Origin of the sequence: Halobacillus salinus (genome assembly GCF_004684905.1) — a bacterium.
Taxonomy (GTDB): Bacteria; Bacillota; Bacilli; order Bacillales; family Halobacillaceae; genus Halobacillus; species Halobacillus salinus.
Window position 1 is genome coordinate 1,684,783 of the sequence record NZ_SRJC01000001.1, and the last position, 13,588, is coordinate 1,698,370.

Annotated in this window: 13 protein-coding genes; 4 read left to right on the forward strand and 9 right to left on the reverse strand. The window is 43.0% G+C overall.

The annotated features are described in order from the left end of the window. The first annotated feature begins 110 nt into the window (after nucleotides 1-110). Nucleotides 111-1,115 carry an aldo/keto reductase gene (locus E4663_RS09130; protein WP_135327348.1) on the forward strand — a complete coding sequence of 335 codons (1,005 nt, stop codon included), beginning with the start codon at nucleotides 111-113 and terminating at the stop codon, nucleotides 1,113-1,115. Between the two features lie 113 nt (nucleotides 1,116-1,228). Continuing rightward, the gene (locus tag E4663_RS09135) at nucleotides 1,229-1,705 is read left to right on the forward strand and encodes a DUF456 domain-containing protein (protein WP_079480512.1); all 477 of its coding nucleotides are present in this window, start codon (nucleotides 1,229-1,231) and stop codon (nucleotides 1,703-1,705) included. A gap of 56 nt (nucleotides 1,706-1,761) precedes the next feature. Here the strand turns inward: E4663_RS09135 and E4663_RS09140 are convergent, their stop codons facing one another. From E4663_RS09140 to E4663_RS09170, 7 genes are all read right to left on the reverse strand, one after another. After that, on the reverse strand, nucleotides 1,762-2,229 hold the full coding sequence (locus E4663_RS09140) for a helical membrane plugin domain-containing protein (RefSeq protein WP_079480513.1): 468 nt from the start codon (nucleotides 2,227-2,229) through the stop codon (nucleotides 1,762-1,764). Further along, nucleotides 2,229-5,174 carry a formate dehydrogenase subunit alpha gene (gene fdhF, locus E4663_RS09145; RefSeq protein ID WP_135327349.1) on the reverse strand — a complete coding sequence of 982 codons (2,946 nt, stop codon included), beginning with the start codon at nucleotides 5,172-5,174 and terminating at the stop codon, nucleotides 2,229-2,231. The genes E4663_RS09140 and fdhF overlap by 1 nt, the downstream gene beginning before the upstream one ends. Next, a complete protein-coding gene (gene fdhD, locus E4663_RS09150; RefSeq protein ID WP_135327350.1) occupies nucleotides 5,167-6,000 on the reverse strand; it encodes a formate dehydrogenase accessory sulfurtransferase FdhD in 834 nt (277 codons plus the stop codon). The genes fdhF and fdhD overlap by 8 nt, the downstream gene beginning before the upstream one ends. A gap of 107 nt (nucleotides 6,001-6,107) precedes the next feature. Continuing rightward, a complete protein-coding gene (locus tag E4663_RS09155; protein ID WP_079480516.1) occupies nucleotides 6,108-6,698 on the reverse strand; it encodes a DUF2087 domain-containing protein in 591 nt (196 codons plus the stop codon). A 94-nt stretch (nucleotides 6,699-6,792) separates the two neighbouring features. After that, nucleotides 6,793-7,359, reverse strand: coding sequence for an energy-coupled thiamine transporter ThiT (thiT, locus tag E4663_RS09160; protein ID WP_079480517.1), 567 nt, complete (start codon nucleotides 7,357-7,359; stop codon nucleotides 6,793-6,795). A gap of 69 nt (nucleotides 7,360-7,428) precedes the next feature. Further along, the gene (locus E4663_RS09165; protein ID WP_135327351.1) at nucleotides 7,429-8,172 is read right to left on the reverse strand and encodes an alpha/beta hydrolase; all 744 of its coding nucleotides are present in this window, start codon (nucleotides 8,170-8,172) and stop codon (nucleotides 7,429-7,431) included. Between the two features lie 54 nt (nucleotides 8,173-8,226). Then, the gene (locus tag E4663_RS09170; protein ID WP_135327352.1) at nucleotides 8,227-9,063 is read right to left on the reverse strand and encodes an SDR family oxidoreductase; all 837 of its coding nucleotides are present in this window, start codon (nucleotides 9,061-9,063) and stop codon (nucleotides 8,227-8,229) included. Nucleotides 9,064-9,199: 136 nt separating this feature from the next. Between E4663_RS09170 and yfkAB the strand changes: the two genes are divergently transcribed. After that, on the forward strand, nucleotides 9,200-10,324 hold the full coding sequence (gene yfkAB, locus E4663_RS09175; RefSeq protein WP_135327353.1) for a radical SAM/CxCxxxxC motif protein YfkAB: 1,125 nt from the start codon (nucleotides 9,200-9,202) through the stop codon (nucleotides 10,322-10,324). Between the two features lie 62 nt (nucleotides 10,325-10,386). On the opposite strand, the gene zupT is transcribed toward yfkAB, so the two are convergent. Both zupT and E4663_RS09185 read right to left on the reverse strand, forming a co-directional pair. Further along, nucleotides 10,387-11,196, reverse strand: a complete 810-nt coding sequence (gene zupT / locus E4663_RS09180) for a zinc transporter ZupT (RefSeq protein WP_135327354.1) — start codon at nucleotides 11,194-11,196, stop codon at nucleotides 10,387-10,389. A 111-nt stretch (nucleotides 11,197-11,307) separates the two neighbouring features. After that, nucleotides 11,308-11,961, reverse strand: coding sequence for an SIMPL domain-containing protein (locus E4663_RS09185; RefSeq protein WP_158290465.1), 654 nt, complete (start codon nucleotides 11,959-11,961; stop codon nucleotides 11,308-11,310). Between the two features lie 110 nt (nucleotides 11,962-12,071). Here E4663_RS09185 and E4663_RS09190 point away from each other — a divergent pair, with 110 nt between their 5' ends. Next, nucleotides 12,072-13,532: a flavin monoamine oxidase family protein gene (locus E4663_RS09190; protein ID WP_135327356.1), complete on the forward strand. Its 1,461-nt coding sequence runs from the start codon at nucleotides 12,072-12,074 to the stop codon at nucleotides 13,530-13,532. Nucleotides 13,533-13,588: the final 56 nt, after the last annotated feature.

The window sequence follows — 13,588 nt, forward strand, 5'->3', positions numbered from 1 at the left end:
AATATTATATCTTAATTTTCTGAAAATAGAAAAGGAGAATTATTGAGATGATTAACTTATTTTTATAAAGGGTATCTTCATGAGTAGGAATTGTTTTGGAGGTGCTTGAAATGGAAAAAATAAAAATTAGTGATACATCCCTAGAAGCTAGTAGAATTGGACTTGGTACGTGGGCTATTGGAGGATGGATGTGGGGTGGTACGGATGAAGAGCAATCCATTAAAACGATCCACACCGCACTTGATAAAGGAATAAATCTAATTGATACAGCGCCAGTATACGGATTTGGCCGTTCGGAAGAAATTGTGGGCAAGGCATTGAAACAATATGGTAAACGAGAAGATATTGTACTAGCAACAAAGGTCGGAATGGACTGGCAGGATGATTCTGTCTTTCGAAACGCGGGAACAGAGAGAATCCATCAGGAAGTAGAAGACTCACTCAACCGTTTGCAAACTGACTATATTGATATTTATCAGGTTCACTGGCCGGACCCTATGACACCGATATACGAAACAGCGGAAGCACTGAATTACCTTTATAAACAAGGGAAAATCAGAGCAATAGGAGTCAGCAATTTCTCTCCAGAGCAGATGGATATATTCAGAGAAGCTGCTCCTTTACACACATTGCAACCTCCCTATAATCTGTTTGAAAGAGATATTGAAGACTCGACACTTCCCTATACAAAGGATCATAATATCACGACAATCAGCTACGGGTCATTGTGTCGCGGTCTATTATCCGGCAAAATGTCTGAGAGTCGAGAGTTCGAAGGAGATGACCTTAGGAATAATGATCCTAAATTCCAACAGCCTCGTTTCCAACAATACCTGAGCGCTGTTGACGAACTCGATAAACTGGCTCAGGATCGATTCGGTAAACGTGTACTTCATTTAGCATTGCGCTGGGTATTGGACCAGCCAGGATCAGGAATTGCCTTGATGGGCGGTCGACGTCCGGATCAACTTGACCCGGTAGAAGACGTATCGGACTTTCAGATTGATACAGAAACACTACATGATATCGATGAGATACTTCTTAAACATGTGAAAGATCCTATCGGTCCAGAATTCATGGCTCCACCTGACCGACAAGACCTGGGTCTAAAATAATGAAAATCCAAAGCCAGGCAGATGCCTGGCTTTTTGGCTGCAAAAAAAGTGAAACTTATCTCTCTTTAATAACGTAGTTAAAACGTACATCAAAGAAAGTTGGAGGTCCACTTATGGAAATCATTATCTGGGTTATTATCATCGCTTGTTTCATAGCAAGTTTCGCAAGTATTATATTTCCGATCATCCCCGCTCCTCTCGTGCTCTGGATCGGATTTTTAGGGTACTTCTTCTTTATAGACGGAGATTCATTGTCCATGTTCTTTTGGATAGGCGTTGTTGTTTTAACAATCGTTCTCATTGTATCCGATATTATTGCTAACAGTTACTTTGTGAAAAAGTATGGCGGTAGCAAGTGGGGAGAGCGATTAGCAGCAATAGGTGTCATCATAGGATCTTTCATCATACCTCCTTTCGGGATCATCATCGTGCCATTTGTACTGGTGATTATCACGGAATTGGTCCAGAAACGGACAACAAATGAGGCTATGAAAGCCGCAATAGGGTCGCTTCTTGGCTTCTTGAGTGGTACGGTTGCAAAAATTATCATTCAACTGATCATGATCGTATGGTTCTTTTTAGATATCTGAACAGCAAAAAAGAAACGTTCAGCTTCATTCAAGCTGAACGTTTCTTTTTATTTTATCTAAGACCGCCCCATACCTCTAAGAAATCCTAGCATCATCGTCAGGCTACGGTTCACATCTGGATCCTTTAAAGCCTTCATCACATCTAGTACGTTAGACTTTTCATCTGATGGTACTTGTTCCATTTCTTCAATCCCTTTATTCAACCGCTTCGTGAGGTCACGAATTCCATTTACATCCAGTTCGCCTATCAGGAAAATTAAACTCGGTAAATTCTCAAGAAGTGGTGTGTACTGCTCTTTACTAATCTCTTGAACAACCCGTTCTAAAGCCGTTCGTTTTGCATTCGTAAAAGCATAAGCAGTATCAAGAGTTCCGCCTTCTTCCAAAGCCTTTAACAGTTGTATGCCTTTTAAAATAGCATCTTTATTGTCAGCGACCGCTTCTTTCACTTCCGCAAAATCTTTGTCCCTTTTCTCTTCTTCAGATACGGAGTACCGATTAATATTTGTAATAGCCTTCCCCATTAGCGCCTCACCTGACTTCCTGGAAATTGATAATCTTCCCTCTTCCACTTATCCTCAACTCTTACGCTTATTTGTGGAACAGGATGACCACGACGATGGTTGTTCGGAGGAATCGGAGACTTCCCTTTCTTCTTCAACACTTTCATCTTCACTGCTATTTCCTTATAGGCTGGTGTATTCGTGTCTTTATCCACTCGATTATCAGTAAGGAAATTGACTGCCGATTTTCCACTATCGTTAAGAGGTAGAAAAATCTCTTTTCCTTTCACGCGATCGGTCACAGTGACAACGCCTGTCGCTTCTCCCGATTCCGAAATCAGCTTCACTTCAGCACCTTCTGATATTCCTCGTTCTTTTGCCAACTCCTCGGAAACTTCTATGAAAGCATTCGGAGTCTTTCTGGCAATCCCTTCGGACTTATACGTCATGTTCCCTTCGTGAAAGTGTTCCAGTAAGCGACCATTATTGACATGAAGGTCGTATTCTTCACTCGTATCGTACTGCAATTCAAATTCAAGCGGGAATAACTTCGCCTTTTTATCCTTGAATGGGAATCCATCCGTGAATAGCAAAGGTTCATCCGTCCCGTCTGCTTGAACCGGCCACTGCAGCGTTTGATACCCTTGTAAACGTTCATAACTAACACCAGCAAACATCTCCGCAAGACCTGCTGCTTCTTCCATGATTTGAGATGGGTGGGAATATCCCCAATCAAACCCAAGCGCTTGTGCGATAAGTTGAATGATCTGCCAATCAGGCTTTGTTCCTTCTAACGGTTCTAAAGCTTTATATAGACGTTGAATACGTCGTTCGGTGTTTGTGAAAGTACCATCCTTCTCAAGACTAGGAGAAGCCGGTAATACAACGTCTGCATACTCTGCAGTCTTCGTCAAAAACAGGTCTTGTACAATGAATAGATCCAACTTCTCAAACGCGGCGGTAACGTAATTAATGTTAGCGTCCACTATCCCAGTGTCCTCTCCCATAACGTACATTGCGGAAAGATCACCGTCATGGATCGCCTCAATCATTTGGTGATTATCCTTTCCAGTACCACCAGGGAGCTCAACACCCCAGGCTTTTTCATATTTTCCACGTACGTCCTCATCCGTGGTTTTTTCATAACCGACATAGAAGCTCGGCATACTTCCAAAATCACTACACCCTTGAACATTATTATGACCACGCAGAGGGTACGCACCAGTTCCCGGTTTGCCATAATTGCCAGTGATCAGCAACAAGTTGGAAATCGCCGTACTAGTATCCGCTCCACGCATGTGCTGCGTGACACCCATCGCCCAACAGACAGCTACAGATTCTGCATGCGCAATGGTATCTGCGAGCTGCTTCAACTCTTCTATAGATATCCCTGTCATGTCAGATGCATACTCTAACGTGAAAGGCTCAAGGCTTTCACGGTATTCTTCAAAGTGATTCACCCAATTTTCGAGGAAAGAACGATCTTCCCATCCCTGATCCAAAATGTACTTGGTTACAGCAGACAACCAGACTAGATCTGTTCCGGACTTCGGTTGAATGAACTTGTCTGCCCTCTTTGCCATTTCATGTTTTCTCAAATCAAAAACGTAGAGCTTTTGGTTAAAGAGTTTTTGCGACCGTTTAATGCGGGAAGCAAGAACCGGGTGGGATTCTGCCGTATTGGACCCAATCGTCATGACGAGTTCCGCTGAGGCAATATCATCGATCGATCCAGAGTCCCCACCGTGACCTACTGTACGGAACAATCCTTTTGTGGCTGGTGTTTGACAATAGCGAGAGCAGTTATCGATATTATTTGTTCCAATTACTTGGCGAGCCAGTTTCTGCATCAAGTAGGATTCTTCATTGGTCGCTTTAGATGATGAAATGAATCCAAGGTGATCGGAACCTTTCTCCGCTTTGATCTCTTTCATCCGTTTTGCTACGAAACCAATCGCTTCTTCCCATTCAACTTCTTCAAAATGGTCTCCTTTTCTCAATAAAGGTCTCTGCAATCGCTCTTCACTATTAACATAATCCCATCCGAATTTACCTTTCACACAAGTAGAAATTCCATTGGCAGGCGATTCTGGATGTGGTTCAACTTTCAAGACTTCCCGATCCTTTGTCCATACATCGAATGAGCAGCCTACTCCACAATACGTACAGACCGTTTTCGTCTTCTTAATTCGGGACTCACGCATTTCAGCTTCTGTGTCGGACACTGCAAACAGTGGCCCGTAACCCGTCTCAACTTTCTTGGTCAATTCAATCATGGATTTAAGAATGCCTGGTTTCTGATCAGTCAAGAAGCCAGCCTCTCCCTCCATCCCTTTTTCCATCATTGCATTACAAGGGCAAACTGTAGAACACTGCCCACAGTTCACACATGAAGATTGATCAATCGGGACGTCGTTATCCCATATGACTCTCGGCTCTTGGCGTTCCCAATCAATCGTTAACGTTTCATTGACTTGGACATCTTGGCAAACTTCTACACAGCGCCCACATAAAATACATTGATCTGGGTCGTAACGGTAAAAAGATCCCGATTCATCCCGATTGTATGTGGTAGGTTGAAATGGTCTTGACTGGTGTTCGAGGCCGAATTCGGCCATTGTATTATGGATTTCACACGAGCCGTTATTATAATCGCAAACGGTACAATACAACTCGTGCTTCTCTAGGATTCTATCGAGCGCCTCTTTCTGTGATTTATGTACATGAGGCAGCTCTGTCTGCACACTCATTCCAGCTTCAACTGTTTGCCCACAAGCCCTTACAAGCTCTCCATTCACCTGAACTATGCAAGTATCACATGTTTGAATAGACCCAAGCGACTCTGTATAGCAGATTGCCGGGACACTTTGCCCAGAAGACTGGATTAACTCCAAAAGGTTCTGGCCGGGCTCTCCCAAATACTCGGTTCCATTTATTGTAACTACTGTATGATCGCGTTCAATCAACGTCAATTCCTCCTTTGTTCATTTCTGCAAATGACGGAGCGACATCTGTTTTCAATCGCTCTGGATGAGTGTACACATTCATCCGATCGTCTCGTACAAAACCGATTGCTGTGATGTTCAAATCCTCTGCTAGTTTGAGAGCGAGGTCGGTGGGTGCTGACTTGGAAAGCAGAAATCCAATCCCCATTTTCGAAATTTTCAAGAGAACCTCAGAAGAGATTCTTCCACTGAATAAAACGGTGTGTTCTTTGTTCCTTAATTGATGAAGAATCATGTGTCCGAGTAACTTGTCCAAAGCATTATGACGCCCTATATCTGCAAAAGTAACCTCAAGCCCCTCTCTTGTTGCAATGGAGGCTTGATGCACACCACCAGTCTTTTTGAACACTTGAGCTTCTGCGTGGAATTGTTTCATTAACTGAAGGCAGACTTCCGGCTCCAACTGGAAATGGTTCATAATCGTTCTTGCGGTTTTGGCATCACTCTGAAAATAGAATGCACGACTTTTTCCGCAGCATGACCCGATCCATCTCTTTTCCATCGTGGAGACGACCGGCACCTCTTTTGTTAGTTCGATATAAGCGAAACCTGTGTCCTCGTCTATAGACAGACTGGAAATATCTTCTTTACGACGTATGATGCCCTCAGAAGCTAGAAAACCGATGACAAGAACCTCCAAATCTAAAGGAGAGCAGACCATGGTGGCGAATTCCTTCCCGTTCACAACGAGTGTAAGAGGGAATTCGACAGCCACTTCATCCTGGAGCTCCGTCACCTCCCCGCACTCAACCCGCGATACATTCCATAAGCTAGTTCCTTGTTTCATAGATACGCTTCACCCCAAACCATAGTAATCTATATTTTACCTATATCTGCAAGAATCAAACCTTTAATCGATTGTAGGCTTCTTCAAATAAAAAAAGGCAGCCGTAGCTACCTTTCCACCTTCATTGGCCACATTTCGACCGGGTTCCTCTCATAGCGGTTATGTTCACGATACATAAACTGCTGCATAATCCATTCTCTCCTTACAGTGGCAAAGTCATCGAAGAATGTTTGAATGTAATCATTGATCTCTTTCTCTTCGTATACTCTTCCCTCTTCCAGCCCCTGAACAAAATAAGATAAAATGACGAGTTTCTTTTTCAACTGTCTCGGAAGCTGCTTCAATTGTCCATCTTCCGTCATGAAGTTTTGTAAAATCCGTTGTTGCTCTTGATTGGTCATTTTCATTTCGCTTGCCTGCATTGATTGATCATCTCCTAATTTCAGAATGGAGGTAGCCATCAGTTCCAATGTTTTCTCGTTCAGATAATAGTAGATGGTGTTCTTGTCACGTCTTGTGTAAACCATCCCTGTATCCCTTAATCGCTTAAGGTGATGGGTAATCGTCGGTGCCCTCAATCCGAGTTTATCTGCAAGAACTTGATTGTGAAGCGGGCCATTCCTAAGCAAAGCGATGATACGAAGCCTGGTAGGATCGCCTACTGCTTTATGAAATGCGACCATTTTCTCTAATTGCATAAGATTGCCCCCTTATTTATTAAATGACTATCTAATTAGATTATAGTCTAATTAGATACAAAAATCAAAACGCTCTAAGTTGAGCGTTATAGATTCACGATAATAGAAGTTTTGGTCGCTTAGAGAGTAACAAAATCATAACAAGTGTGCTTAATAGGAATGCCGGTAACATGTAGCCCCCATTATACACTAAAGAATATAGCCATACGGGTTGGCCGGGAGGTGCTAAGGAGCCGTAAAAGATCAGGCCCGCCAGAAAGTGAGCAGCAAACCGCAGTACACTGCCTATGAAACACCCTAAGGTCATCCACAGGATCCAGCCTTTTTTCCGGTGTGCGCTGATCGCTTGTTGAACAGGACCTGAAACTATGCCTGATACACCTATTGCAGCAAATGCAATGAAGTAATCCAGCAGCGTCTGCATAATGGTCACTATATAGGCACCTGCAAAAATTTGATATAAGCCAAACAGCAGCCCTGTTGTCATTCCACCTTTCATGCCCCATCTAAATGCCATTAAGAAGACAGGAACCATCGAGAACGACACAGAACCGCCTTGCGCCCATACTTTAAAGGATAAGAATGGTATGACATCTAACAGTAGGGCAAGTGCTGCAAAAATAGCGACCTCTACAAGAAACAAAATCCTACGGTGAAACACGAATACCCTTCCTCCTTGCTTAACAGACAGCACGATGAGACGAAAACAAAGAACGTACTGATTATCTTATTAGTCCATAGCTCTGGTTTTAGTGTACCTTTGGAAAAACTCTAAACTCCGCTCTTTAATAAGATCTTGGTCGTAATCCAAGGTGGCAACATGATAACTGTTCTCTAAATGGACGAGTTCTTTTCGCTCTGAGAACACAGACTGGAAGATGACCTCTGAATTATGAGGAGGAACAACATGGTCTTCATCCGAAACAAATAACAGAATAGGACAATGAATACTAGAGAGCTTCTCTCTGACCTCGGACATTAGATCTTGTAGTTGTTCCACCGACTTGACGGGTGTTTTATCGTATGTCAATTCAAATGACTCATTTTTGATATCTGCTCCGATCGGTTCGATAAAACGCTGATTATTCGAATCGATATGGTTCAATGCAGGAATCTCAATTGCTGCATTAATGAGGACTATTCCTTTTACTGCTTCATATTGAACAGCAGTTTCAAGAGCCAACGTTCCTCCCATAGACAGTCCTACTACAAATACCGATCCACATCTATCCAAAAGCCATGTCATAGCGTCATCGACCGATGCAACCCAGTCATGATATGTAGTAGTCTCCATATCTTCAGGAGTGGTACCATGCCCCTTCAGACGAGGTGCACATACCGTGTAGCCTTCTCTGGCGTAGGATTCCGCTAATGGTCGAATACTCTGAGTAGTCCCTGTGAAACCGCGGGATACAAGTACCCCCACTTCATTTCCTTCGTATTTAATTTCTTCTGCTCCGCGCATAATCTCCATTCTAATCTCTCCTCTCTATGTTGCACCTTCCCTCTTAAAGAGAGAAGGAAACAGTTAACGGAGCAGCTTTTTCAAGACGATTCTTTCGAGCCATTTCCAAGGTAGTAATGTCTTGAATAATAAATTCATTCTCACACCTGGCCCAACCGGATATCGGAGTTTCGGAATGTTAGTCCGACCCGCCAGCTTGCCCATTAATTCAGCAACTTGTTCAGGCTTTCCTGGAGACTCTTGTTGTAGTGCATCCCAAAGCCCTTTAACGTAAAAGGCATATGGTGAATCAGGGTTGTGCACTTCTTCTGGCAGCTCCATTCCTGTTGACCAAATATTCGTTTGATAAGAACCAGGTTCTATAAGCGCTACGTCTATTCCGAATGGTTTCACTTCAAAGCGCAAACTTTCCGACCATCCCTCCAAGGCATGCTTGGACGATACATAAGCACTCAGACCAGGAAAGCCGATCAGACCACTGATACTACTCACATTCATGACTTTTCCACTTCCCTGTTTTCTCATGAGAGGAAGAACAGCTTGAGTGACTTGAATGACACCGAATAAATTGGTTTCAAACTGCCTTCTATACGCTTCTAAAGGAACTTGCTCTACAAATCCTCCGATTGCGAACCCAGCATTGTTCACAAGTACATCTAGCCTCGTAAGGTTTCGAACCCTCTCTTTAAAATGAGCAAGTGAGAGTGCATCCGTAACATCCAGCTGCCATACTTCAATATTATTCTTTATCTCTTCGGCTGCTTCGCTCTCTTCGAATAGTTTCGCCTTGTCCATATTTCTCATAGTGGCAATGACATGAAAACCTCTTTTCGCACAATTCAGTGCTGTATAATACCCAAAGCCACTTGATGCACCTGTAATTAACACCGTTTGTTTCATTCTCAAATCTCCTCCTACCTCTATACCTTTCGATTCTAATAACAAGTAATCCTCTTATTTAGGAATGCTAGGTTTCTTACCAGAATAATGATAGAATAAACGTTATGATTATTTTTTTAGAAAGGAAGTTTCATTCATGAAGACTAATATGAGGCTTCAATCCTTGACTCCCGAATATGATCCTTGGGAGGCATACATGGATGTCCAAGAGCATGGATCTATGACTTTATCAAATATAGAGTTTACAACTACTACTCTTTGTAATATGAGGTGCGAGCACTGTGCTGTCGGTTACACTCTTCAATCAAAAGACCCAGAGGCTTTACCAATGGAACTGATTACAAAGCGCCTGGATGAAATCCCCCATCTCAGAACACTAAGTATTACGGGTGGAGAGCCTATGATGTCCAAGAAGTCTGTAGAGAACTATGTTTTACCACTTCTTAAATATGCTCATTCCCGCGGAGTTCGAACACAAATCAACTCTAATTTAACTTTGCCGTATGAGCGCTATATTGATATTATCCCTTACTTGGACGTGTTACATATCTCGCACAACTGGGGTACAATTGATGAGTTTATCCATACTGGGTTTGCAAGAATGGAAAAGAAGCCACCTGAAAAAAGCAGAAGGATGTTCTTTGATAGAATGGTCGAGAATTCTCAACGCTTAGCTGATCAAGGGGTCCTTGTATCAGCAGAGACGATGTTGAATAAGAGAACTTTCCCTTACTTAGAAGAAATACATGACCATATTCTTGAAATGAAGTGTGCTCGTCATGAAGTTCACCCTATGTATCCGGTTGATTTCGCCAGCAGTTTGGAGACACTGAGTCTTGACGAAATGCGTGAAGGAATCCTTAGGTTACTAGACCACCGAAATCCAGACACTTGGATGTTATTTGGAACGCTTCCTTACTATCCTTGCAGCTCTTCTCAAGAGGACTTGGATCTCCTCACAAGGCTTTACCAAGAGAAAAATGTTTCCGTTAGAAATGACCCAGACGGAAGATCCAGGTTAAATGTCAACATTTTCAGTGGTGATATCATCGTAACAGACTTCGGAGATGAACCAGGACTAGGAAACATCCAAACCACCTCCCTTCCTGAAGCGTATGATCAATGGATGGGTACAAAAACCGCACAATCTCTAAACTGCCACTGTCCAGCTGTTCAGTGTTTAGGGCCGAATGTGCTAGTTAAGAACACCTATTACCAGGATGTCGACTTCCAGAAGAGAAAAACAAATATTACGTTATAATAAAAGTCCGATCAGGAGTGAGACACACCGCTGATCGGACTTATTTATAGATAGAAAGATATTTAAATAAACAAAAGCAGACTGAGTGCCATAACGGCCATTCCAGCAACGACCCCATAAATAGACAAGTGGGCTTCTCCGTAGCGCCTGGATGCCGGCAGTAATTCGTCTAATGAAATAAACACCATGATACCTGCAACACCGGCGAACAGAATGCCGAATACCACATCATTCAAAAACGGCATCAGTACTAAATACGCCAATATCGCTCCCAAGGGTTCTGAAAGTCCACTTAAGAAAGAAAGCTTGAAGGCCTTCTTCTTATCTCCAGTTGCAAAATACACCGGCACCGAAACAGCAATGCCTTCCGGTATATTGTGAATAGCAATAGCCGACGCAATCGCTATTCCAAGTGTCGGGTCGTTCAGTGCTGCTGTGAACGTTGCAATCCCCTCGGGGAAGTTATGAATTGCAATGGCAAGGGCTGTGAACGTTCCCATCTTCAGTAGATTGGAATCTTGTATGGAGGATTGTGATTTGGACATGTCCTCCACTTTTTTTACTTCATGTGGGTTACCTGCCTTCGGTATCAATTTGTCTATGAGTGCAATCACAACCATCCCACCGAAGAAACCCGCAACAGTCAACCACTTACCAGGTACTTCTCCCATCGAACCAACAAGTGCATCTTGTGCTTTAAAGAATATCTCAACCATCGAGACATAGATCATGACTCCAGCAGAGAAGCCTAGCGCTAACGATAGGAATTTTGTATTAGTAGTGGATGTAAAAAAAGCCAACAGGCTACCGATACCTGTTGCCAATCCAGCTAATAATGTCAATCCAAAAGCGAGCATCAAATTTTCAACCATTCATAGAAACCTCCTGTCCGCGTCAAAATATGCATAGGGATATTGTAAGGTAAGTTTTTGCTTTACGCAACTTTTTTTGTTGGAGTAATTTTTCGTGCAGCAACGACAACCTTATTGAGGAGAATAGTAGGTGAATTGTACCTGAACCTGAGCCGTTATCTCCGTTTGACCTGCTTCAACTGGTGTACTTGCGCTGCTCAAAACTGTTGTCTTCCCATACGTTACAGGCCTCTCCTCCCTGACATCACTCCTTCCCTCTACGATCTTGATCGGAACGGGATATAAGTGGACTCCCAGCGTTTGGCATACAGTTTGTGCTTTTCTTTGTGCGTCGTATAAGCTGCGTCTAAGCGCCTCTTGTTCATACTCAGTTCGGTTTCGGACATGGAAACTTACATTGGAAACTCGATTCGCTCCGTTCGATACAGCAAGATCAATAATAGCTCCAACATTTCGAATGTTATCCACAGTCACATTCAGTATATGCGTCACTCGATACCCTCGGAACTCCTGCTTGCCGTCTTGATAGTCATATTCTGGGAAAATGTAGTATTCATCGGTTTGGATATCCTGCTTCTTTATACCGGCTTCCTGCAGTGATTGAATGAGTTTCGTGACAACTTCTGCACTTTGCGACTGAGCAACGGACAAGCTTTGATTTTCCGTCACGACCCCCACTTTCACTTCGGCCATATCCGGTTCCACTTTGACTCGCCCCATGCCACTCACCCACAAGACAGGTATGGAAGTTTGGTTTTCGTGCATCCATCTCACCTCTTTTCCTATATTACATGTAGAGAAAAAAGATTTTATGATTAAAGTGACCGACATATTCATTTCCAAAAAATCATAAATAAGTAAAAAGGTGGTGTGTTATGAACAATTCATCGTCTCTATCTTATCCTGAAGACATGATTCACATAATCCAAGATGGGCTTCAAGCGGGCTCGGCTCCCAAGAAGCTGATTATCATCGGGGCAGGCATGGCTGGATTAGTTGCCGGTTCATTGCTGAAGAAGGCTGGGCATCAGGTGACAATCTTAGAAGGAAATTCAAGGCTCGGAGGACGAGTATTCACTGTTCGACAACCTTTTACTCAGGGCAATTACTTAGACGTGGGGGCAATGCGGATTCCTGGTAATCACCTGCTGACCCATACATACATTAAACAATTCGATTTACCGATAAACAAATTTCTAAATTCCTCCTCAAAGGACTTAATATTCGTCAATGATATTTTGACGACCCGGGAGTACTATGAAGAACACCCTGATATCCTAAACTTTCCTTTAAACGAATCTGAAGAAGGAAAGACAGCATCCACTCTTTTCTTAGAAGCTGTAGGATACTTCCTGACTTTGTACAAGAACAGCTCCCCGGAGGAACAAAAACAGCTACGAAAAGAATATTCCCGATACTCTATGGGGGAATATTTGCGACACAACCCCCTCGGTCCTTCCCTTTCAGAAACAGCCGTTCGTAAAATCAACGTGCTGCTTGGAATCGAAGGGTTTCCAGAGTTTTCGTTTGTCGATATTTTGACAGACATCATTTACCCTATATTCGGTGATGAAACGAAGTTTTTTGAAATTACCGGAGGAAACGATCGACTTCCTTACTCGTTTTATCCGCAATTAAAAGACAACATCTATTTCAACCAAAAAGTGGTAAAAATAACCCAATTTGACCAAGGTGTTTCTGTAGAATCAACAGATACTAGAACAAAGCAAAAGTGGTGTTGGCAGGCCGACTACGTCATTTCTTCGGTGCCATATACAGCTTTTCAATTCATGGAAGTCGATCCCTACAATTCGATTTCGTTTAATAAGTGGAAAGCGATAAGAGAACTAACCATTGTCCCTGCTGTTAAGGTAGGCATTGAATTTAAGACAAGATTCTGGGAGAAGTATCCGTATGATAACCTTCTTACCGATCTGCCTTTACGTTTCATGTACCTCCCTCGAGCTTCCGCGGATCCTTCCCAGCCTGCTGTAATGCTTGCAAGCTATAGCTGGGGGCAAAATGCATTGTTATTTAACAGTTTAAAAAAGGATCAGATTATTGATGAAATCATGCAAACCTTATCGAAAATCTATGGGGAGCAAGTCTATGAACAATACGTTTCAAGCGTGGTGTTCAATTGGAGCGCCAATCCATTCTCAGCCGGGTGCTTCACGCTGTTCACACCAGGTCAGAGCAGGGATATTGAGGAAAACCTAGCAACACCAGAAGGGCGTCTGCATTTCGCAGGGGAGCACACCTCTTCCTTTCATGGCTGGATTGAAGGAGCGGTCGAATCCGGGATCCGAGTAGCACATGAAGTGCACAACAGATAGCCCAAAAAGAGCACGCAACAAAAAAAGAGGCTGGTATGATTTGATTGATCATTCCA